This is a genomic window from Corynebacterium sp. S7 (assembly GCF_054401105.1).
On sequence record NZ_CM136760.1, the window covers coordinates 282,800 to 301,514 of the forward strand.

General features: G+C 58.5%; 20 protein-coding genes and 3 tRNA genes. 10 read left to right on the forward strand and 13 right to left on the reverse strand.

Annotation, left to right across the window (positions count from 1 at the left end):
* The first annotated feature begins 57 nt into the window (after positions 1-57).
* Entirely contained in the window at positions 58-1,302 is a 1,245-nt protein-coding gene (locus ACXZ66_RS01405) for an aminotransferase class V-fold PLP-dependent enzyme (protein ID WP_458749972.1), read from the forward strand.
* Here ACXZ66_RS01405 and ACXZ66_RS01410 read toward each other — a convergent pair.
* Positions 1,299-1,910, reverse strand: coding sequence for a DUF4386 domain-containing protein (locus ACXZ66_RS01410; RefSeq protein ID WP_458749974.1), 612 nt, complete (start codon positions 1,908-1,910; stop codon positions 1,299-1,301). The two genes, ACXZ66_RS01405 and ACXZ66_RS01410, sit on opposite strands and share 4 nt — an antisense overlap.
* Before the next feature lie 65 nt (positions 1,911-1,975).
* Between ACXZ66_RS01410 and ACXZ66_RS01415 the strand changes: the two genes are divergently transcribed.
* Positions 1,976-2,647: a TetR/AcrR family transcriptional regulator gene (locus ACXZ66_RS01415; protein ID WP_458749976.1), complete on the forward strand. Its 672-nt coding sequence runs from the start codon at positions 1,976-1,978 to the stop codon at positions 2,645-2,647.
* Between the two features lie 12 nt (positions 2,648-2,659).
* Here the strand turns inward: ACXZ66_RS01415 and ACXZ66_RS01420 are convergent, their stop codons facing one another.
* Positions 2,660-3,616, reverse strand: coding sequence for an NAD(P)H-quinone oxidoreductase (locus ACXZ66_RS01420; protein WP_458749978.1), 957 nt, complete (start codon positions 3,614-3,616; stop codon positions 2,660-2,662).
* A gap of 85 nt (positions 3,617-3,701) precedes the next feature.
* Between ACXZ66_RS01420 and ACXZ66_RS01425 the strand changes: the two genes are divergently transcribed.
* The 4 genes from ACXZ66_RS01425 to ACXZ66_RS01440 all read left to right on the forward strand — a co-directional run bounded on the left by ACXZ66_RS01425 (position 3,702) and on the right by ACXZ66_RS01440 (position 7,811).
* Positions 3,702-3,786, forward strand: a tRNA-Ser gene (locus ACXZ66_RS01425).
* Between the two features lie 505 nt (positions 3,787-4,291).
* The gene (gene efeU / locus ACXZ66_RS01430; RefSeq protein WP_458749980.1) at positions 4,292-5,242 is read left to right on the forward strand and encodes an iron uptake transporter permease EfeU; all 951 of its coding nucleotides are present in this window, start codon (positions 4,292-4,294) and stop codon (positions 5,240-5,242) included.
* The gene (gene efeO / locus ACXZ66_RS01435) at positions 5,239-6,510 is read left to right on the forward strand and encodes an iron uptake system protein EfeO (protein WP_458749982.1); all 1,272 of its coding nucleotides are present in this window, start codon (positions 5,239-5,241) and stop codon (positions 6,508-6,510) included. The genes efeU and efeO overlap by 4 nt, the downstream gene beginning before the upstream one ends.
* Positions 6,501-7,811 carry a Dyp-type peroxidase gene (locus ACXZ66_RS01440; protein ID WP_458751429.1) on the forward strand — a complete coding sequence of 437 codons (1,311 nt, stop codon included), beginning with the start codon at positions 6,501-6,503 and terminating at the stop codon, positions 7,809-7,811. The genes efeO and ACXZ66_RS01440 overlap by 10 nt, the downstream gene beginning before the upstream one ends.
* A 1-nt stretch (position 7,812) precedes the next feature.
* Here ACXZ66_RS01440 and ACXZ66_RS01445 read toward each other — a convergent pair whose 3' ends face one another.
* The 6 genes from ACXZ66_RS01445 to ACXZ66_RS01470 all read right to left on the reverse strand — a co-directional run bounded on the left by ACXZ66_RS01445 (position 7,813) and on the right by ACXZ66_RS01470 (position 13,059).
* Positions 7,813-8,154 (reverse strand): CHY zinc finger protein, encoded by a 342-nt coding sequence (locus ACXZ66_RS01445; protein ID WP_458749983.1) that lies wholly within the window; start codon positions 8,152-8,154, stop codon positions 7,813-7,815.
* Between the two features lie 33 nt (positions 8,155-8,187).
* Positions 8,188-9,618: an MFS transporter gene (locus tag ACXZ66_RS01450; RefSeq protein WP_458749984.1), complete on the reverse strand. Its 1,431-nt coding sequence runs from the start codon at positions 9,616-9,618 to the stop codon at positions 8,188-8,190.
* Positions 9,619-9,887: 269 nt separating this feature from the next.
* Entirely contained in the window at positions 9,888-10,928 is a 1,041-nt protein-coding gene (locus ACXZ66_RS01455; protein WP_458751431.1) for a ThiF family adenylyltransferase, read from the reverse strand.
* Positions 10,928-11,392 carry a molybdopterin synthase catalytic subunit gene (locus tag ACXZ66_RS01460; protein ID WP_458749986.1) on the reverse strand — a complete coding sequence of 155 codons (465 nt, stop codon included), beginning with the start codon at positions 11,390-11,392 and terminating at the stop codon, positions 10,928-10,930. The genes ACXZ66_RS01455 and ACXZ66_RS01460 overlap by 1 nt, the downstream gene beginning before the upstream one ends.
* Positions 11,382-11,858 (reverse strand): MogA/MoaB family molybdenum cofactor biosynthesis protein, encoded by a 477-nt coding sequence (locus ACXZ66_RS01465; RefSeq protein ID WP_458749988.1) that lies wholly within the window; start codon positions 11,856-11,858, stop codon positions 11,382-11,384. The genes ACXZ66_RS01460 and ACXZ66_RS01465 overlap by 11 nt, the downstream gene beginning before the upstream one ends.
* A gap of 16 nt (positions 11,859-11,874) precedes the next feature.
* Positions 11,875-13,059, reverse strand: coding sequence for a molybdopterin molybdotransferase MoeA (locus tag ACXZ66_RS01470; protein ID WP_458749989.1), 1,185 nt, complete (start codon positions 13,057-13,059; stop codon positions 11,875-11,877).
* Between the two features lie 60 nt (positions 13,060-13,119).
* Here ACXZ66_RS01470 and ACXZ66_RS01475 point away from each other — a divergent pair, with 60 nt between their 5' ends.
* On the forward strand, positions 13,120-13,377 hold the full coding sequence (locus ACXZ66_RS01475; RefSeq protein WP_458749990.1) for a MoaD/ThiS family protein: 258 nt from the start codon (positions 13,120-13,122) through the stop codon (positions 13,375-13,377).
* Here the strand turns inward: ACXZ66_RS01475 and hisC are convergent.
* The gene (hisC, locus tag ACXZ66_RS01480; protein ID WP_458749991.1) at positions 13,374-14,396 is read right to left on the reverse strand and encodes a histidinol-phosphate transaminase; all 1,023 of its coding nucleotides are present in this window, start codon (positions 14,394-14,396) and stop codon (positions 13,374-13,376) included. The two genes, ACXZ66_RS01475 and hisC, sit on opposite strands and share 4 nt — an antisense overlap.
* A gap of 66 nt (positions 14,397-14,462) precedes the next feature.
* Between hisC and ACXZ66_RS01485 the strand changes: the two genes are divergently transcribed.
* Both ACXZ66_RS01485 and ACXZ66_RS01490 read left to right on the forward strand, forming a co-directional pair.
* Positions 14,463-14,552, forward strand: a tRNA-Ser gene (locus ACXZ66_RS01485).
* 1 nt (position 14,553) lies between these two features.
* Positions 14,554-14,629, forward strand: a tRNA-Arg gene (locus ACXZ66_RS01490).
* A 62-nt stretch (positions 14,630-14,691) separates the two neighbouring features.
* Here ACXZ66_RS01490 and ACXZ66_RS01495 read toward each other — a convergent pair.
* From ACXZ66_RS01495 to ACXZ66_RS01510, 4 genes are all read right to left on the reverse strand, one after another.
* Positions 14,692-15,372, reverse strand: coding sequence for a TetR/AcrR family transcriptional regulator (locus ACXZ66_RS01495; RefSeq protein WP_458749992.1), 681 nt, complete (start codon positions 15,370-15,372; stop codon positions 14,692-14,694).
* A gap of 270 nt (positions 15,373-15,642) precedes the next feature.
* Positions 15,643-16,398, reverse strand: coding sequence for a tyrosine-protein phosphatase (locus ACXZ66_RS01500; RefSeq protein WP_458749993.1), 756 nt, complete (start codon positions 16,396-16,398; stop codon positions 15,643-15,645).
* Positions 16,399-16,809, reverse strand: coding sequence for a PhnE/PtxC family ABC transporter permease (locus ACXZ66_RS01505; RefSeq protein ID WP_458749994.1), 411 nt, complete (start codon positions 16,807-16,809; stop codon positions 16,399-16,401).
* A 77-nt stretch (positions 16,810-16,886) separates the two neighbouring features.
* On the reverse strand, positions 16,887-17,297 hold the full coding sequence (locus ACXZ66_RS01510) for a phage holin family protein (RefSeq protein WP_458749995.1): 411 nt from the start codon (positions 17,295-17,297) through the stop codon (positions 16,887-16,889).
* A gap of 89 nt (positions 17,298-17,386) precedes the next feature.
* Here ACXZ66_RS01510 and mgtE point away from each other — a divergent pair, with 89 nt between their 5' ends.
* On the forward strand, positions 17,387-18,706 hold the full coding sequence (gene mgtE, locus ACXZ66_RS01515; RefSeq protein ID WP_458751433.1) for a magnesium transporter: 1,320 nt from the start codon (positions 17,387-17,389) through the stop codon (positions 18,704-18,706).
* Positions 18,707-18,715 lie beyond the last annotated feature (9 nt).

Consider the following 18,715-nt stretch of genomic DNA (forward strand, 5'->3'; position numbering starts at 1 on the left):
GGTTGTACCGCTGGTGGAAGAAAACGCTGATGAAAGTCCGCAGGAAAGGGGCAGACAATGGCGTACGACGTCTTTGAAGTTCGTGGGTTGTATACCTCGCTCTCGGATGGCTGGACGTACCTGAACGCACATGACTGTCCGCAGATCCCTGAGCGGGTTTCTGCTGCCGTTGCTCGATCATTCCGAATGGCAACCCAAGCAGTGCGCCCCGAAGTAACAACAGGCACTCATTCGCGCAGCAGCGTCGGGCGCCCCGAAGGCGATGCTTTTGCAGCCGATGCGCGCCATGCCGTTGCCGATCTTGTGGGTTCTTCGGCAAGTCGGGTTGTTCTGGGGCCGAGCCTGCCAGTGCTTTATGCTGCCCTGGCCCGGGCGATGCGTCCGATGTTTAGGCACCGATCGTCGATAGTTGTGAGCTCGTTGGACGATCCTGCGCTGACCATCGCCTTCAAGGGCTTGAGCGCAGATATTCGTTGGGCGCAGACGGATCTTGCCACCGGTGATCTACCCGCGTGGCAATACGGCGACCTGGTGGACGGCGGGACCCGCCTTGTTAGCGTGCCGGCAGCCCATGCTGGCCTGGGCAATGTGGTTGACGTGCAAGGTATTGCTGAGCGGGCCCGCGGTAAGTCGCGTGCGTGGGTGCTTGTCGATGCAACCGCATACGCGGCGCACCGCGTAATTGATATTGAGGAGATGGGCAGCGACATCATCGCGCTTGATATCGGAGCGCTTGGTGGGCCGCAGCTGGCTGCACTAGTTTTCCGCGACGAGGCAATGTTTCGGCGCCTTGATTCCCTTCATCCCGCCCAAGGGAGCGCAGCCACGGGCATTGACAAGCTGAATATGGATGTCGCGCCGGGCCTGGCCGGCGGTGTATCGCCCCTGGTTGAGCACCTATCTAACTTGGTTCCCGCGCAGGAGCGCATGAGCCGGCGTAAGCGGGTTGTGCATTCGATGACCGAGCTGGGCATCTATATGGACGGCCTGCGCGAGGATCTTTATGGCTACCTTGGCGCCCTGCCGGCCGTGCATATTGTTGGTGCCTCCGGCGAGGCCGCGCAGGGCACGTCGGTGGATCGCCTTCCGAGGCTTTCCTTCGGTGTGCGTGGCGTACCTGCGGAAACGGTATACCGGCGCCTCGTGGACAATGGGCTGATCACTACGGTGAGCCAGCCATCGCCATTGCTCACTGAGATGGGTGTGGAAGAAATTGGCGGGGCCGTCACAGTGGCGCTGGGCCCCTTCAACACGGAAAGCGATATCGAGCACCTGACGCGTGTTGTCGCCTCCTTGGCTTAGAATTCTTGCCCGATTTTCAGGCCCTTAAATAAGAGGTAGAACGCAAACCAGATCTCGAAGGCGAAGATGGGAACGGCGGCCAAACCAGCGATGGTGCCACCCATCTCAATGGTGCCGAAGAGCTGCAGGCAATTGCCAACCAGAACAATGATGCCGCCAGCAACGCCGAGCCAGGCGAGAGCACTCGGTACAACTTTGGCGCTGAGAAGCAGCCAACCGAGGATGATCGTGTTGACGCTGATGATCATGCCCTGGCCCATGAGGAAGCCCGCGGTATGCACTTCTGTCAGTGTGGCTCCAAGCGACGTGCCGAAGCTATCAGTCAGTGCGATCGTGAGCATGGGTAGCGTCGCGGCGATAATGACCGCGGCCTCGAGGGCGCGCAACGCTGCGAAAGTTGCCGCGCGCACTGGGCCGAAGGAGCGCAACATATGCCACAGCAAGACGCCGGTGCCTAAGCAGCCCAGGGCAAGAAGAAATTCAAGAGCGACCCCAAGGCGGATTGTGTAGGCGCGAGAATATGCGAGAACTGCCACGACAGAGGTGACGTGGGTGATGAGGTAGAGCACCCCGGTGGCAATGGAATAGGTCCTAGTTGTGGTGTTCATCGTGCCGGCCCCTTTATATACGCCGTATACTTTTTCTAATTTGAGAGTATGTGTACGGTGTATATATGTCAACAGGTGCGGCGAAAAAGCGGCTGAGTCGCGAGGCGGTTATTGAAGCGGCGATCGATTTTGCGGACACGCAAGGTCTCGACGAGTTGAGCATGCGCAAACTTGCAGAAGCCCTCGGTGTGACACCGATGGCGCTGTACAACCATGTGGCGAACAGAGAAGAAATGATCGACGGCATGGTCGAACATCTCGTGGCAAGCATTCCCGCGCCCCAGCACGGCAAAGGCTGGAAGGTGGCGGTACGCTCCAAGATTCTGGCTGCGCGCGAGGTCATGAACGCCCATCCGTGGGCTCCGGATGCCATAGAGACCAGGACAAGCGCAGGTCATTCTGTACTGCACTTTATGGACGAGCTCATGGCCCTCATGTTCGAGGGCGGGCTTTCCGCGGACCTTGTTCACCACGCAATGCACGCACTGTCCACGCGCATGTGGGGATTCAATCGCGATGTTTTGCCGACACCGCAGATGCCCAAGGACCCTGAGCAGTACGCCACGGCCATGGCTGACTACCAGCGCGAATATCCGGCGATTATCCGCATGGCCACCGATGCGCCACACACCGGGGCGGGATGTGACGCCGATGCGGAATTCGAGTTCGCACTAGATATTTTGCTCGATGCATTCGAGCGGCTCGACTCCCAGGGGTGGGTGTCGGTGGGAGGGTAGGTATCGCCGGCGCTACACCTCAAGCACGAGCTTTCCGGTCACCGCGCCTGTTTCCAACAGCTCGTGCGCCTTTGCAGCGTCGGCGAGGGGAAGCGTACGGTCGATCGTCGTCACGATCTTTCCGCTTTCAATCAACGGCCAGACATTCTCCACCGTCGAGGCGCAAATTTCCGCCTTCTGATCCAGCGGTCGCGCGCGCAGCGTCGTGGCGTGTACCGACTGCCTGCGCGGCATCATCCGACCTAGCGGCAGCGTACCCTTCGCCCCGCCCTGCACCGCGATCACAATTAGCTTGCCGTCCATGGCAAGACACCGCACGTTGTCTTCGAGGTACGGTCCGCCGATAATGTCCAGGATGGCGTTGCATGAGCCTTTTAGCTTATCGACGAACGACTCTTCCTTGTAGTTAATGAGAATGTCCGCGCCGAGCGCCTTACAGTGATCGAGTTTTTCCTGGGATCCTGCCGTAACGGCAACTTCGGCGCCGAGTGCCTTGCACATTTGGATAGCAAAGGAGCCGATTCCGCCTCCGCCGCCGTGGATGAGAACTCGCTGTCCTTTTTTAAGGTCGGCGAGCATGCCGAGGTTAGACCAGACGGTGGTGGCGACTTCGACAATTGAGGCGGTATCGGTGAGCGTGAATCCTGCTGGCACCCGCATGAGCTGGCACTCGGGAACCGCGACATACTCGGCGTAGCCACCCCCGGCGAGCAGGCAGCCTACCTCTTCACCGACGGTGCGGCCGGTGTCACCTGTGTCGACGATGGTTCCGGCGCACTCCAGGCCGATGATTTCGGATGCGCCTTGTGGGGCAGGGTAGTTGCCCTTGGCTTGGACAAGATCGGCGTGGTTGACACCTGCGGCTGCGACCTTTACCAGTACCTCTCCTGGTTGAAGCTGCGGAGTCTCCGTTTCTTGCAGTTCAAGCGCGCGAGGGTTGTCTGGGTCTGTTTGGATAATTGCTTTCATGGACCCAGGTTAGATGATCTTTGAGGGGCATAGGCTATACTTTTCTCCAGTCTCTGGAGAGTTCCAATTGAGCTATCTGGTGATTGGAGACGTGGCAGAGCGGCCGAATGCACTGGTCTTGAAAACCAGCGAGGGTTAAACCTCCGCGGGTTCAAATCCCGCCGTCTCCGCAAACACTAAAACCCCTGTTCATGTTTGGGCGGGGGTTTTGTCATGTCTGGACTCCAGAGGATAAAAAGAAACCTCGTTGAGAGAAAGATAGGGGAAAGGGGCGGACGGTACTGCGCCGTCTCCGCGGGGTGAAGTCTCGAGACTTTTTTATTTGAATCTTCAAAGAGGTGCACTTTGCAAGATATCACTTTTAAATGACCTGGGGTTTTGATTTTCGCCGTGCGTTAGGTCCGGGTGGTGCGGACCTAACGCACGGCGAAAATCAAAACCCCAGGTCGCTGTGAACAAAGAAGTGCAAAGTGCACCTAGTGGGGCACGGCCAAGGAAAATAGCCCGGGAATGAGTCAGTCACCCCTGCGGGAAATGTGACCCATACCACCTTGAGTGCCTCGTTGAAAAGGGTGGAAATGAGTGATATTTAGCATAACCTTACTTAGGTAAGCCTATGCTAACTTCTTAAACGATATTTGGCGGAAATACCGTTTTAAAGGAGAACAGCTGTTGTTGGTCGCAACATTTATTATTGGCCTGCGCGAAGGCCTGGAGATGTCGCTGGTTATCGGCATCTTGCTCGCGCACTTGCGGCGCACAGGGCGAAGTTACGCGGCACCGAAGATCTGGTGGGGCGTTGGCCTGGCAGTGGTGGTTTCGCTGATCGCGGGAGTAATCCTCACCTTTGGTCGCTACTCGTTGTCCTTCCGGGCGCAGGAGATTCTCGGCGGCTCGATGTCCATCTTGGCGGTTGTCATGATCACCGGCATGGTGTTTTGGATGATGTCCCACGGGCACACACTGCAGCGTGACCTGGAGAAATCGGTGGACGAATCCATTGCCAAGACCACGGTGACCGCAGCGGGCTGGGGCATCTTCTGGCTGTCTTTTGTCACCGTGGCCCGCGAAGGGCTAGAAACCACGGTCATCATTTTGAGTTGGTCCTCGGCGGCGCAGGCATTCATTGGGGCGCTGCTCGGTATCTTGGTTGCCGCGGTTCTTGGATTGCTGCTGAACCGGGGCATGGTGCGCATCAACCTGTCCACCTTCTTCCGCTGGACCGGCGGGCTGCTCATAATTCTTGCCGCGGGAATTTTGGCCTACGGTATCCACGACCTGCAAGAAGCTGCAGTCCTACCCGGACCATTTTCGGGTTCTCCCATCACGCCGACCAATCCGTTAACGGGTGAAGTCCTCGTCGGCTTTACTAACTCACCGTTCTCGATGGCGGCGTACCCCTTCGGTTGGGCGTGGGATCTCTCGTCGTCAATTGCTCCCGATGGCTTCTTCGCGGCCCTGGCGAAAGGCACCGTCGGGTGGACGCCGCGCATGACGTGGCTCGAAGTGACCATCTGGTTCATCTTCATCGTGGTGGCCTTCGCGCTTTTCATTGCGAAGGCGCGCGAGCAACGCAGAATCCTCAATGCCCCATCGATCACTCCAGTGAAGGAGCTCCAAGCATGAAAACTTCCCGCATTTTCCTCTCTATTCCTGTGTTCGGAGCTCTCGCGCTGACCGGCTGCGTGGCAAATGCCCCTACCGATGGTGCGGGCGCAGTGAATGACATCACGGTGAACTCCACCGATTCGGAGTGCACGGTTTCCAGCGCTTCGGCGGACGCAGGAAACATCACTTTCCAGATCACCAACGATGGCCCGCGTGTCACCGAGTTCTACGTGCTTGGTTCCGATGGGGTGCGCATCGTCGCTGAGCGTGAAAATATTGCGCCGAGCCAGACCGCAACTTTGACCGCATCGTTGCAGGAAGGTAGCTACTTTACGGCATGTCGGCCTGGCATGACCGGCGCGAATGTCGGCGAAGTGGCATTTACCGTCGTGGCTTCTGCAGACCAGGCGGCCAGCGTGAATGATTCGCAATCGCAGCAGGTCGCGGCGCAGTACATTGACTATGTCAAGGGCGAAGTTGATGCGCTGCAGCCCATGGTGAAGGATTTCGCCACCGCGTATATGAACGGCGACGATGAGACCGCCCGCACTCTATATGCTCAGGTGCGCGTACATTACGAGCGCATCGAGCCAGTTGCGGAGGCGCTCGGAGTTCTGGATGCGCGCATTGATTACCGCGAGATCAACTACCACGCCGAAGCAGCATTGCTCCAGCAAGACAGCCCAACTTTTACCCAGTGGCTGGGTTTCCACCGCATGGAGAAGGACCTGTGGGTGCCTACCCGCGATCAGTTGCAGCCCGACGGGACGAATGCCTGGGAAGGCTGGGAGCCGTCGACCCCGCAGCAGCGCCAGGAGGTCGGGCAGGCACTCATCGACGACGTTGCCCAGTTGCATGAGGTGGTCAACGATCCAAGCTTTGCGACGACCCACCAGGTCTCCTTGGCAAGCATCTCCAATGGTGCATCCACGCTGCTTGAAGAGGTATCCGTGAAGAAGGCCACCGGCGAAGAGAACTGGTGGAGCCACCACGATCTGTGGGATATCCAGGCCAACTTGGAAGGTAGTCGCAAGGCGTTTGAACTGGTTGCCCCGATCGCGGAATCAAAGGGCGACGAGGGCAAGAAGCTGGTGCAGCAGATCAGCGCGCAATTCGATGCCACCCAGGCCCTTTTGAGCAAGTATGGGAATCTGCAGGATGGTTTTGTCACCTACGACAAGCTCACTACAGATCAGCGTCGCGAACTGATGTCCAGTCTTGACGGCGTGCGCGAACCGACCTCGAAATTGACCAATACTGTGCTCTCGGAGGGGGCATCAAAGTGAGCACCAACGGTGAACTAAATGCTGAACTAAATGCCGGACAAGGTCTCTCTCGACGCGGTTTCCTCGCCTTGGTCGGGCTCGGTGGCGGTGGTGTAGCAGCAGGTTATCTGACACATGCGGCATCGAGCGCGTTCGCAGCGACCCCAGAATCCTCTGCAGGTCGCGACCTAGTCTACGACTTCTTCGGGTCCCACCAAGCCGGAATTGTCACCCCACAGCAAGACCAAATGCACACGGCGGCATTCAACGTGGACGAAAGCACTACCCGCGCAGATCTCATCGAGCTGCTGCAAGATTGGACCTTCGCGGCTTCGCGCATGACCCAAGGCCTCGACGTGACCGACGGGGGATCCTTCGATTTAGGGCCCTACCTGCCACCAGACGATACCGGCGAGGCCCAAGGGTTCGGCCCGTGCGGTTTGACCATTACCTTCGGCTTCGGTCCGACCCTCTTCCAAGACGCCACTGGAAATGACCGCTTCGGCATTGCTGCGAAGAAGCCAACGGAGTTCACGGCGCTGCCCACCATGGTCAACGACTTTATGGAACCAGGCCGCTCAGACGGCGATCTCTGCATCCAGGCGTGTGCCCAAGATCCGCAGGTGGCGGTGCACGCGATCCGCAATCTCACCCGGATTGCCATGGGACGTGCGACCTTGAAGTGGTCGCAGCTGGGCTTTGGCCGCAGCTCGTCGACCTCCGTGGAGCAAACAACCCCACGCAACCTGTTCGGGTTGAAGGATGGCACGAATAATCTCAAGGCGGAAGAGCAACCAAAACTCGACGAGCACGTTTGGATTCCAGAGCAATCGTCGATACCTGCTCTTGCCGGCGGCACCTACCTCATCGCGCGCCGCATCCGCATGACCATCGAAGTCTGGGACGGCGTACGCCTCGAGGAACAAGAGCGCGTGGTGGGCAGGAACAAAGCCGAAGGCGCGCCGCTGTCCGGTGGCGACGAGTTCGCCGCACCGGATTTCGTAGCCCTTAGTCCCACAGGTGAGCCGCTTATCGACGAGCGTTCCCACCTCGCCCGGGTTCACCCCTCTGCCAACGGCGACATCGCGATGCTGCGACGCGGCTACAACTTCGTTGATGGCAACGATGTCCAGGGCCGCCTCAACGCGGGACTGTTCTTCATCGCGTTTGTCAATGCTCCCGAGCGTTTTGCCCGCGTGCACCAAAACATGGCGCGCGATGATCTGTTCACTGAGTATCTGAAAACCACAGGGTCTGCGGTGTTCTTGGTGCCACCAGGAGTTTCGGAAGGGCAATATGTTGGCTGGCAACTATTTGAGTAGCTTAAAGCTCGAAGTATAAAGGTGCGTGCTGGGAGCAGTTTGAGTTAAAGGGGTGCCCGCACGAGCGACACGCTGATGCATGGGAATACTCTGCGTAATCCATTTCGTGTCCGCATGCCCCGCACAGTGCGGCCGCTACATCTCGGGTGGGCATGCGACCGAATGGGTGATCTGCAATGTCACGGTGACATTTAAAACAAGCCCACCACTGATTGCAGGTGGCACAACGATTAGCAATCACATCTCGCGCCGAGTGGTAGTGGGCGCAGCGCCCCTGACCGTCCACGCCGGTGCCGCAAATAGTAAAACCCATGGCCTCCAAAATAACATAATAGGAGGTCATGGGCCTTTTTCTGAGCTTGTTACTAGCCAGTTACTAGCCAGTTACTGCTTCAGGCTGCTTACGCAGGGCCGAGGTTTGCGCCTCGGAGGATTCGATGATCGTCGTTGCTGCAGGGGAGCGCGGGATCAGGGCGGTGCACACGGCACCGACAAGAGCTGCAGCTGCGAAGATGTAGAAGGCGTAGGTTGGGCCGAGGCCAGCGCCGATGATGAGGCCGCCGATCAGTGGGCCGAAGATGCCGCCGAGGCGACCGAAGCCTGCGGTCCACGCCACGCCAGCCGCACGAGCGGAGGTGCCGTAGTAGTTGGCGGTCAGGCCGTAGGTGAGCACCTGGGTACCCAGCACGCCGATGCCGGCGAGTGCGATTGGGAGATACATCGGTGCCACCGAGTTGAACTGTGGCAGGATCGCCAGCGAGATCGCAGCCAGCAAGAACGTCGAGGTGATCACGGTCTTTGCGCCGATCCGGTCAGCGAACTTCGAAGCGATCAGGCCGCCGACCACAGCGCCACCGTTGAGCGCCAACAGGGAGTAGAGGGAGTCGTGGGAGGAAGCACCGTTTGCCTGCATGATCTTCGGCAGCCAGGTGTTCAGGCCGTAGGTGGAGAGCAAGCCGATGAAGCTCATCACGCCAATCAGGATGGTGCCTGGCAGGTAGGAGCGGGAGAAAATGCCTGCAAAGCCGGTCTTTTCCAGGTCGGACTTCTTCTGCGAGTCACCGGAGGTTGCGCGCTTGACAGCAGCTGCAGCCACTGGCTCAGCCATGAATTGGTCCTTTGGCAGGCCGAAGCGGTCACAGGTGGACTCGGCCTCGTCGCGACGCCCACGCGTCATCAGCCAGCGCGGGGATTCCGGCAGAGCGAAGTACGCCAGTGGCAGCAGGAAGAGCAGTGGGGAAGCGCCGATCATGAACAGTCCGCGCCAGCCGATTGCGTCCTCGAAGGCGATGGCGAACAGGGAAGCCATCACGCCACCAGCTGGGACACCGGAGTACACGATTGCGTTGAAGAAGTTCTTGCGGTTGGCCGGCGCGAACTCAGCGATGATGGCACCGCCGGTGGCCACGATCATGCCCACACCCAGGCCGGTGAGGAAGCGCAGGAAGCCGAACATAAAGATCGAGGTGGCAAGGGAGGTTGCCAGCATGCCCAGGGAGAACCAGACGATTGCGGTGATCATCACTTTACGACGACCGACTCGGTCACCCACAGCACCTGCCGAAAGTGCACCGATCATCACGCCGATCATGGCATAGGAACCGAGGGTGCCGGCCACCGCTGGGCTGAGCTGGCCGATGTGCGTTGGATCTTCCAGCAGAGTGCCCAACACTGCGCCGTAGATAACTAGGTCATATCCGTCGAACAAGATTGAGATGCCGACGATGGCCAGGATCATATAGACGGTTCTCTTGTGTTTTGGCGAGGCCCATGTGTTGCCTCGCGCTTGGGTTTGGGTGGTGGACATGATGCGCTCCTTAACAAATTTTTCTATTTGTGACAGTAAGCACATTCAACGTGTTTTATTTATCCTGCGAAACTAGGGAGATGCCCAAAGAAACCCCGGGTAAAGCTGTGCGCCTGGCGAACATGATGTTGTGGGAGTGTGTGGGTGGGGTGCCTAGTTTACCTAACTTACTATCGACCAATCGTTCGAAAACGGCTGATTTTCAGGCATTTTACCCACATTGGTCGATATTAAACCTCGAATGCTTGGGCTAAAAACCGCCGCTGCAGCTAGCCCTGCCACGCATCAATCCCACCGCGCAGCGAAACAATGCCGGTGATGCCCTGTTTCTGCAGCGCATCCACCGCCTTCGCCGAGCGCACACCTGCGGTGCACTGGAAAACCACAGTCTGATCCCCGCCGCGGACCTGATCGGGCACGAACCCACCCAGGATTTCCCCCAGGGGCACATTCACCGCGCCGGGGATATGGAAAACTGAGAACTCCTCGGGTTCGCGCACGTCAATAACCACTGCACCTGCGGGAATCTGCGCAACTTCGTCCACGACGGGCACGTCGGAAACCTGCCGGGGAGGCGCTGAATTAAGCACCCGCTCGGTCACCTCAGGGTCGCCCGCAAGCGGAATGTACTCCCACTTTCCGGTCAGCGAATCGTAGTAACCCAGGGTGCCCACAAGGGGTTCGCCCACCCCGATGATCAGCTTCAGCGCCTCCATGGCCATGGCGGAACCAGTCACACCCACCACCGGGCCGAGCACGCCGGCCTGCGCACACGAAGGCACCACACCTGGCGCGGGCGGGGTGGGAAACAGGTCCTCGTAGACCGGGCCGTGGCCCGCCCAGAACACGGAAAGCTGGGATTCATAGCCCAAAATGGAACCCCACACGTGCGGAATCCCCAACCGCGCCGCCGCATGCGAGGCGATATGGCGGGTATCAAAGTTGTCGGCGCCGTCCAGGATGACATCGGCACCTTCCAACAATTCCAGAGCATTAGACCACGTCAGACGCTGTTCGTACTGGATCACTTCCACATCTGGATTCAGCGCCCGCACCGCCACAGCAGCCGAGGCTACCTTCGAGGAACCGATCCGCTCGGTTGTATGAATGACCTGGCGATGCAAGTTGGAGAGGTCGACCACGTCGTCGTCGATAAGCGAAATGCGTCCCACACCGGCACCCGCAAGATACAGCAATGCGGGCGAGCCGAGGCCCCCTGCGCCGATCACCGTGACGTGTGCATTCAGCAGCGCCTCCTGGGCATCGGTGCCGGTCAGGGTGATTTGGCGGCGATAGCGTGCTGCATCCATCACTCGAGACCCACCCACTGCGTGTCGCCCGAAACCAATTCCTGTTCCTTCCAGATGGGCACCTCGGCCTTGACGCGGTCCGCGAGCTCAGAGGCCGCAACGAAGGCGTCCCCGCGGTGGGCTGCGGCCGCAAGCACGATGAAGGCGACCTCGCCGATGGGGATGGGGCCGGTGCGATGGGCTGTCCAGACGCGCACGAAAGGATGCTTGACGACGATTTCCTGCGCAATCCGCGCGATCTCCGCATCAGCGGTGGGGTGGCTGGAGTAAGTGAGTGTGGCTACGCGATGGCCGCCGTCATGGTCGCGCACGATGCCTTCGAAGCTGACCAGGGCCCCCATCGCGCGCGTCATTGTGGCCTCGCGGGCGGCGGGGAGAAGTTCCTCGAGGCGGTCTTGCGTCATGAATGCGCTAATGACTTGGCCGGTTTGTTCCTGGACGTAGTCCGGATCTTTAGTGGACATTGTTGCCTTCTATCATGTCAATAATGTGGTGCAGCACAGGGGCGAGCACCGTGCAGCCATCTTTGACACCGCCGCGGGAACCGGGCAACGTCATAATGAAGGTGTGGCCCGCCACCCCGGCAACCGCGCGCGAGATGATTGCGGTGGGCACCTTCTTTAAGCCTTCATTCCAAAAAGCGTGGACGATGCCGGGAATCTCTCGCTCGATGTGGGCAGAGACTGCCTCGACGGTGCGATCGTCCGAGGTCAGGCCGGTGCCACCTGAAGTAAGCAGCACGTTGGGCAGGTCATCTCCGGCGAAAATCTCGTCGATGGTGGTCTGGATATCTGCATCGGCTACTACGATCGCATCCGGGGTGTCAAAGCCCTGCTCGCGCAGGAATTCCACGGCAACTACGCCGGAGCGATCCTGGTACACGCCCGCGGCAGCGCGCGTGGAGGCGACGATAACAAGTCCGGTTCGCATGCAACGCTCCAATTTCTTAAAGGGGGTAGACCTTCACCAGGCTACCCGCTGACACGGTTGTGGATTCGGGGATACGGATCAGGCAGTCGGCGGTGACAGCCTGAGAAATGAGGTGCGACCCCGCTCCGCCAACGGGAGTGGCGATAACATTGCCGTCCGCATGATTAAGGTGGCCGCGCCTGAATTGCTCACGGCCTGGAATACCTGTGGTGTCCTCGGTGAGTACAGCCTCGAATGGCTGCGGGGCCGTGCCCAGGAAAGGGGCCACATACAGGCGGAAACTCACCCAGGTAGATACGGGATTGCCGGGAAGTGCGATGACCGGGGTACCAGCCAGTGTGGCCAGGCCTTGCGGCCCGCCCGGTTGTTGATCCACATGCCCAAACCAGCCCGTGGGCTCGAGGATTTGTCGCACAACCTCGAATTTCCCGGCACTGATCCCGCCGGAGGTAATCAACGCATCGGGGGCGAACTCGGCTATTGCGCGTTTGAGGTCGGCGCGCAGGGTCGCGGGGTCGTCGTTAGTTGAGACATGACCTGCCACCTCGATGCCGTACTGCTGCGCCAGCGCCTCAAGCATCGGCGCGTTGGAATCAGGGATGGTGGCCGCGCCTGGTGCACCAATCTCGGCGCCACCAGTGACAATGACAATGCGGCCCGGACGCAGGACCTGCACCTCAGCGATTGATTGAGCCGCAAGCGTTGCGACGACCGGCGCCGTCACCTTGGTACCTGCAGGAACAACCACGGCGCCCGCAGGGATATCGGAACCCTGTCTGCGAATAAACTGCCCGGTGGGCACGGCTGGGACTTCAACGAAGGCGCCCTCGGCACCAAAGGTCGGCGGGACGCACTTTTCCACGGGGACGATCGCGGCGGTTCCGCGGGGAATTTTCGCCCCTGTCATGATCGGGGCGATCGCAGCATTCACGCCCTGCGGATACAGCTGATCGGGATCACTACCTGTGGCAATGGTGGGTCCAACGCGGAACTGACCGGGGGTGCCATTGATATGGTTGATGGACAGGGCGTAGCCGTCCATCTGCGAATTATCGAAGCGCGGTGAAGGGTGCTGAGCAATCACATCTTCCGCGGTAATTGCCTGCGCTTGGGCGGCCTCAACCAACCCGAGGGCGGTAGTGCCTCGCTTGCCTAGGAGGGACTGAACTGCCTGTGCGTGGTGCTCTGGTGTGCGTGCCATAATAACTTCTAGATATTACCCGGGAAATCTTTCAGTTATCTTGTGCTTCAGGAGGACAAAATGGAGATCCACTATTTTGCTGCGGCCCGCGCCGCCGCTGGAACTTCCGCGGAAAAGCTCAGCGGAAATTTTGCCACGCTCAACGATGTGTTGGATGCAGCGAAAGCGCAGCATGAAAATCCCGCTGAAGGTGCGATGGACCTGGCAGATGTGCTCGATCGCTGCACCTTTTTGCTTGATGGGCGCCGTGCTGAGCGAGATGAACCGGTTGGTGATGCGAGGCGCGTTGATGTGCTCCCGCCCTTTGCGGGAGGCTAGGCCTTAATCGCATCCCACGCAGCGAGGAATTGATTCATTTCCTCCTCAGTGGTGATGGAAACGCGCAGGCCTTCGGGAAAAGCGCGGGTGAGCACGCCCTGCTCGCCGAGCTGCGCAGTGATCGCTTGCGCATCCACGCCCGGCAGCCACACGAAGTTTGCTTGCGAACGTTGCGCGCCGATGTGTTCTGCAACGCGGTCACGGATAGCCGCGGTCTCATCGGTGCGTTCGAGCAGCTCGTCGGCGCTGCGTAGCGAGGCAACCGCACCAGCCTGAGCCACAGAAGAAACGCCGAACGGAATGGCCACCTTGTCTAGCGCGGAAATCAGCTCCTCGGAGCCGAATGCATATCCCACGCGCACGCCTGCCAGGCCATAGGCCTTGGAGAAAGTTCGCAGACCAATCACATTGGGGTACTGCTGGATTGCCTCGGTTGCCACGACGGTGTCCTCGGCCCGATTGAACTCAAAGTAGGCTTCGTCTAGGCCAACAACCACGTTGGCAGGGACCTTTGCCATGAACTCGTCGAACTCCGCCTGAGTAATGATTTGCCCAGAAGGATTATTGGGATTGCAGAGGAAAATGAGGGACGTAGAATCGTCGATAAGCGAAGCCATGCGATCAAGGTCGTGCTTGCCGTCCTCCCGCAACTCCACGGGGCGTGGCTCGGCGCCGACAACCTGGGCGAAGATGGGGTACGCCTCGAAGCTGCGCCATGGGTAGATCACGTTGTTGTGCTCAGTGGAGGTGATCTGGACGAGCTGCTGGCACAGTGCCGACGAACCGTTGCCCACCGCCACCTGCTGTGGGGTCACGCCGAGGTGATCGGCGAGTGCTTCCTTGAGTTCCTGGGCACCCATGTCCGGGTAGCGGTTCGCGGTGGCCGCTGCCTGGGACATTGCCTCGACGGCGGAGCTCAGCGGAGGGGTAGTCACCTCGTTGGAGGAAAGCTTCAATGCATCATCGTTGCGCTTACCGGGGACATAAGCGGGGATGGTGGAGAGGTCGGGGCGAATCATGCTTGACAGTCTAGTGCGGGTGGTTTGTTTTCAAACCACTGCATTAGGTACGATGCTTTATGGCCTGGAGATGTGCCAGAGTGGCCGATTGGGGCTCCCTGCTAAGGAGTTGATCACGCAAGTGGTCCGCAGGTTCAAATCCTGTCATCTCCGCCAGGCGCCCGTAGCTCAACGGATAGAGCATCTGACTACGGATCAGAAGGTTGGGGGTTCGAATCCCTCCGGGCGCACCAAATTTTTTGGGCGTAACGCACGAAACCCTGGACTTAAAAGTCCAGGGTTTTCTGTCAGGGTTTTATTCTTCTTCGGGCTTATTTTCCTTGCACCCCTCCAGCCCGGCCCAGACCAATTCGAAGGCCGTGATCATGCGGGAGTGGACTTCGTCGGAATAGAAAGATTCTCCGCGGACAACCACCTGATAGTAAACCGCGCCGTAGATGGTATCGAGAGCTGCATCTAGATCGACATCGGCACGAATTTCTCCACGCTCTTGCGCGATGCGAAGGGCCTCCAAAGGGGAGCGTCGGCGAGGCTCAACATGGGAATTCCAATAGGCCAATTGCAGGTCATGGTCGCCCATCATCAGTTCAATTCGCTTGCGGAAGCGACGGAAAGGATAGGTCGGCCCGACGGACTCTTTCATTGGATTGCTAGGGTAGAGCATTTTGATTATCGCTGTCTTGATATCGCCCGACGTATCAATTGTCACTGGCAGCCTACCTTTGTCCAAGGCTGCTGCCGTAAGTTCCGTCATTGAAGACCACCGGCGATAGACTGCGGCTCGCGAAACACCGCTCTCTTTGACCACGGCATTTACCGTGACTTTCTTGCCTTCATCAATGAGTTTGAGCGTGGCATCAATTACCAGCCCATCGATCCGTTCCTCGCGCGGTCGACCTGGGCCTTGTGCTTCGGCCTGCTCTTTGTCCGCCGAATCAGGCTCGTTGTCCTGCTGAGCAGGCACGGTCGACGTCATGGGACGAACTAATCCTTTCTCACAACTGGCCAAGTATTCGACCAATTTGTTCGCTCGTGCTGAATTAAAATGAGCGACTAGTCCCAGATACTACTCAAGAGTTGTGAGTCTCCAAGAATCGAGAAAGTGGCGAGGACTAGATTTAGGCCTTAAGCTCACCTTCCTGTACATATAAAAGGTATATTTTGCACATCACCTGCACTTTTCCAGTTTTATTGCATTAACAGTGATTTTACCCCCATGAATAAAATTATGTTGCGCACACGTCAACTATTGGTCTACTAGTTTGTCCTTCACGTGGTCGATGAGTTGCGCGCTGAGGCCGGCGCGCTTCAGGGGAACCAGCGGATCTGAGTAGGCGGAACCTAGATAGTCCAGCAGGCCTGTCATCGGTGCGGAAGAAAAGTCGCTGCGCAGAGCGGCTCGTGCTGCTGCCTCGATATCAACTCCACGCCCCGCAAGCAGGGTGGACCACACGGGCAGCAATCGCTCGCGAATAGCGGCGGTATTTTCACCGGTGCGTTTATAGTCGGCAATAATGTCGGAGTTTCCCACACCCACGGTCAGAAACAATGAGGCAGCAAGGACACCTGTCCGGTCTTGACCAGCGGCGCAATGGAAAACAACCGCGCCGGGAGCGCTCGAGAAGACAGAGAACGCGGCAACGATTTGCGGAGCCGATAACTCGAAAATGTTGATATACATCTGTTTGAATCGCGACTGATCTAAATCCTGCTCATCGGAATCCAGCGCAGAAAGCAGTGGCAGGTGGTGATAGGAGACGTCATATTTTTCCAGCACTCCCCGACCAGTGAAATCAACTTCCCTCTGAGAGCGCAAGTCGATGATTGTGGTGAGCCCATCGTCGATAAGCGAACGTGCCGACTGAGAGTCGATCAACGTCAGGTCGTCGGCGCGCCATGCGGCACCGAACCGTGTGACACCCGTGGCTGCTTGGAATCCGCCGAGGTCACGGAGGTTCGCTAGCGGTGATAGCGAGCTAGGTAAGAAAGGGGATGGGGTCATTTATTGGATCTTCTTTCGGATTATTGCGCTGAATTGATCAATGATAGTCACCAGGACAACAATGCAGATGATCATGGCGAAAAGGTGGCCGTATTCGTAGCGATTCATCGCCGTTGTGAGCTCGAGTCCAATTCCGCCTGCTCCGACGAGGCCAAGGATTGTTGCTCCGCGCACATTGCCCTCGAAAAGCAACAGCGTGTAACTAGTTAGCATCGGGAGGGCTTGGGGCAGGATTGCATATTGAATGATCTGTCGCTTGGAAGCGCCAACGGCCTCCAAGGCAGTGATGGGGCCAGTATCGACGGATTCCATTGCTTCGGCGAATACCTTGCCGATCGAAGGGTAGCCAAGCCGATGACCTGAACGCTGGAAGCCGCCTCGGTGTTGGACATTGAGTCTGCTGCCGAGCAACCACTTAGCGTGAGGGAAGCAATAACTGCGAGCGAACCAAGTGCCAAAAGGTTTAGGGCCTCGTCGTAAAGCGAAATCTACTGCCGCAATCCTCCCGTTAACAAGCCCAGCACACCGCGCGCAATGGCGAGCACCGCGGCGCCGATGAGCGCCGGCCAGAAACCATCGATGGTGAGGCCAAGCCCGAATTGATTCGAGAGCCAGCCGGTCAGGGCGAACACGACGGCGTTAATAACAAGGACGAAAAGGCCAAAGGTCAGGCACGTGATGGGCAGGCCAAGCGCGCGAAGGATCGGGCTGACGACGGCGTTGACCACGATGAAGATCGCGGCGACAGCGAGGAAAGCGAGGATGCGATCGTTGCCTGGATCGCCGGTCAATGGTGTCGAAGGGCCTATAAGATCGATGCCTGGGACGAGTGAGGTCACGGCCCAGAGCGCGAGTGCTGTGATGATTACGTCGAGTAGAAAATTGAACAATCGAGCCATGTAGATCAATCTTACTGGCCTTTTCTGGACCTTTGCGTAACATCGAGGCCGTGAAGCAGACTGATCAGCTGGCAATTCTTGAAGATCTGATGCGCTCCGAGACTGACCTAAGCCCCGAGCGCCTTTCTCAGCTCCAAGAAATCTTGCTCGGAGTCAGTCTGAAAGACCTCATCGCGCTCTTTGAGCGCACCACCGCCTCCCGCGGCGCGGTCCTCTTCCGGCTTTTGCCCCGCGACCGCGCCATCCACGTCTTCGACGCACTCGACCCCAGCCACCAGGCCGACATGGTAAAAGCCCTGGGTAGCGACAATGTTGCAGATGTGTTCGGGGCACTCGACCCCGAGGATAGAGCATCGCTTCTCGACGAGCTCCCGGCCGAGATTTCCGAGGAGATGCTGCGTCACCTGGATGCTGGTGAGCAAGAGGCAACGTGGACGGTTCTGGGTTTTGAGAAGGGGACCGTGGGCAGGTATATGTCGCCCGAAGTGCCTGAAATCACCCCCGATATGACGGTGATGGACACGCTGCGCAAGCTGCGTACCATTGCCCACGAAGTTGAGACCATTTACACACTTCCGATCGTGTTGAACGACCGAAAACTCGTCGGTGTGACGTCCCTGCGCACTCTTTTTACTGCTGAGAGCGACGCGGTGGTGGGAGAGGTGATGAGTGAGCCTGTCTATGCTCATACCAGCGACGACGCAGAGGAAACAGCGCGCTGGTTTCTTTCCCTCGATCTTTTGGCGATGCCGATCTTGGATGAGTCGGACAGGCTGGTCGGGATATTGACCTTCGACGATGCGCAAGACATTGCCGAGCGTGAAGACACAGAAGACTCAGCCCGTGCCGGTGCTTCCGAGCCTCTTGGACAGCCGTATCTTTCTACTCCTATTAGCAAGCTGGTTCGCTCGCGCATTGTCTGGTTGGCCGTACTGGCGCTATCGGCCCTTTTAACCGTGCAGGTGTTAGATACTTTTGAATCCACCCTGGAAAAGGCCGTCGTACTTTCGTTGTTTATTCCGCTGCTGACCGGCACCGGTGGAAATACAGGAAACCAAGCAGCCACCACTATCACTCGTGCACTCGCGCTTGGCGACGTACGCAAACGCGACGTTTTCCAAGTCATGTGGCGAGAGATGCGCGTGGGCGTCATGCTAGGCGCCGTCTTGGGCCTAGCCGGATTCTTCCTCGCCTGGTGGGCCTACGGGCTGCACATCGGAATTGTAATCGGCTTGACCTTGGTTTTAGTCTGCACAATGTCCGCGACGGTGGGCGGTGCAATGCCGATTCTGGCCAAGGCCGTTGGGGCGGATCCCGCGGTATTTTCCAACCCCTTTATTACGACCTTCTGCGACGCGGCGGGCCTGATTATCTACTTCTTGATTGCCAAGTCGGTGTTGGGAATTTAGTAACAATCG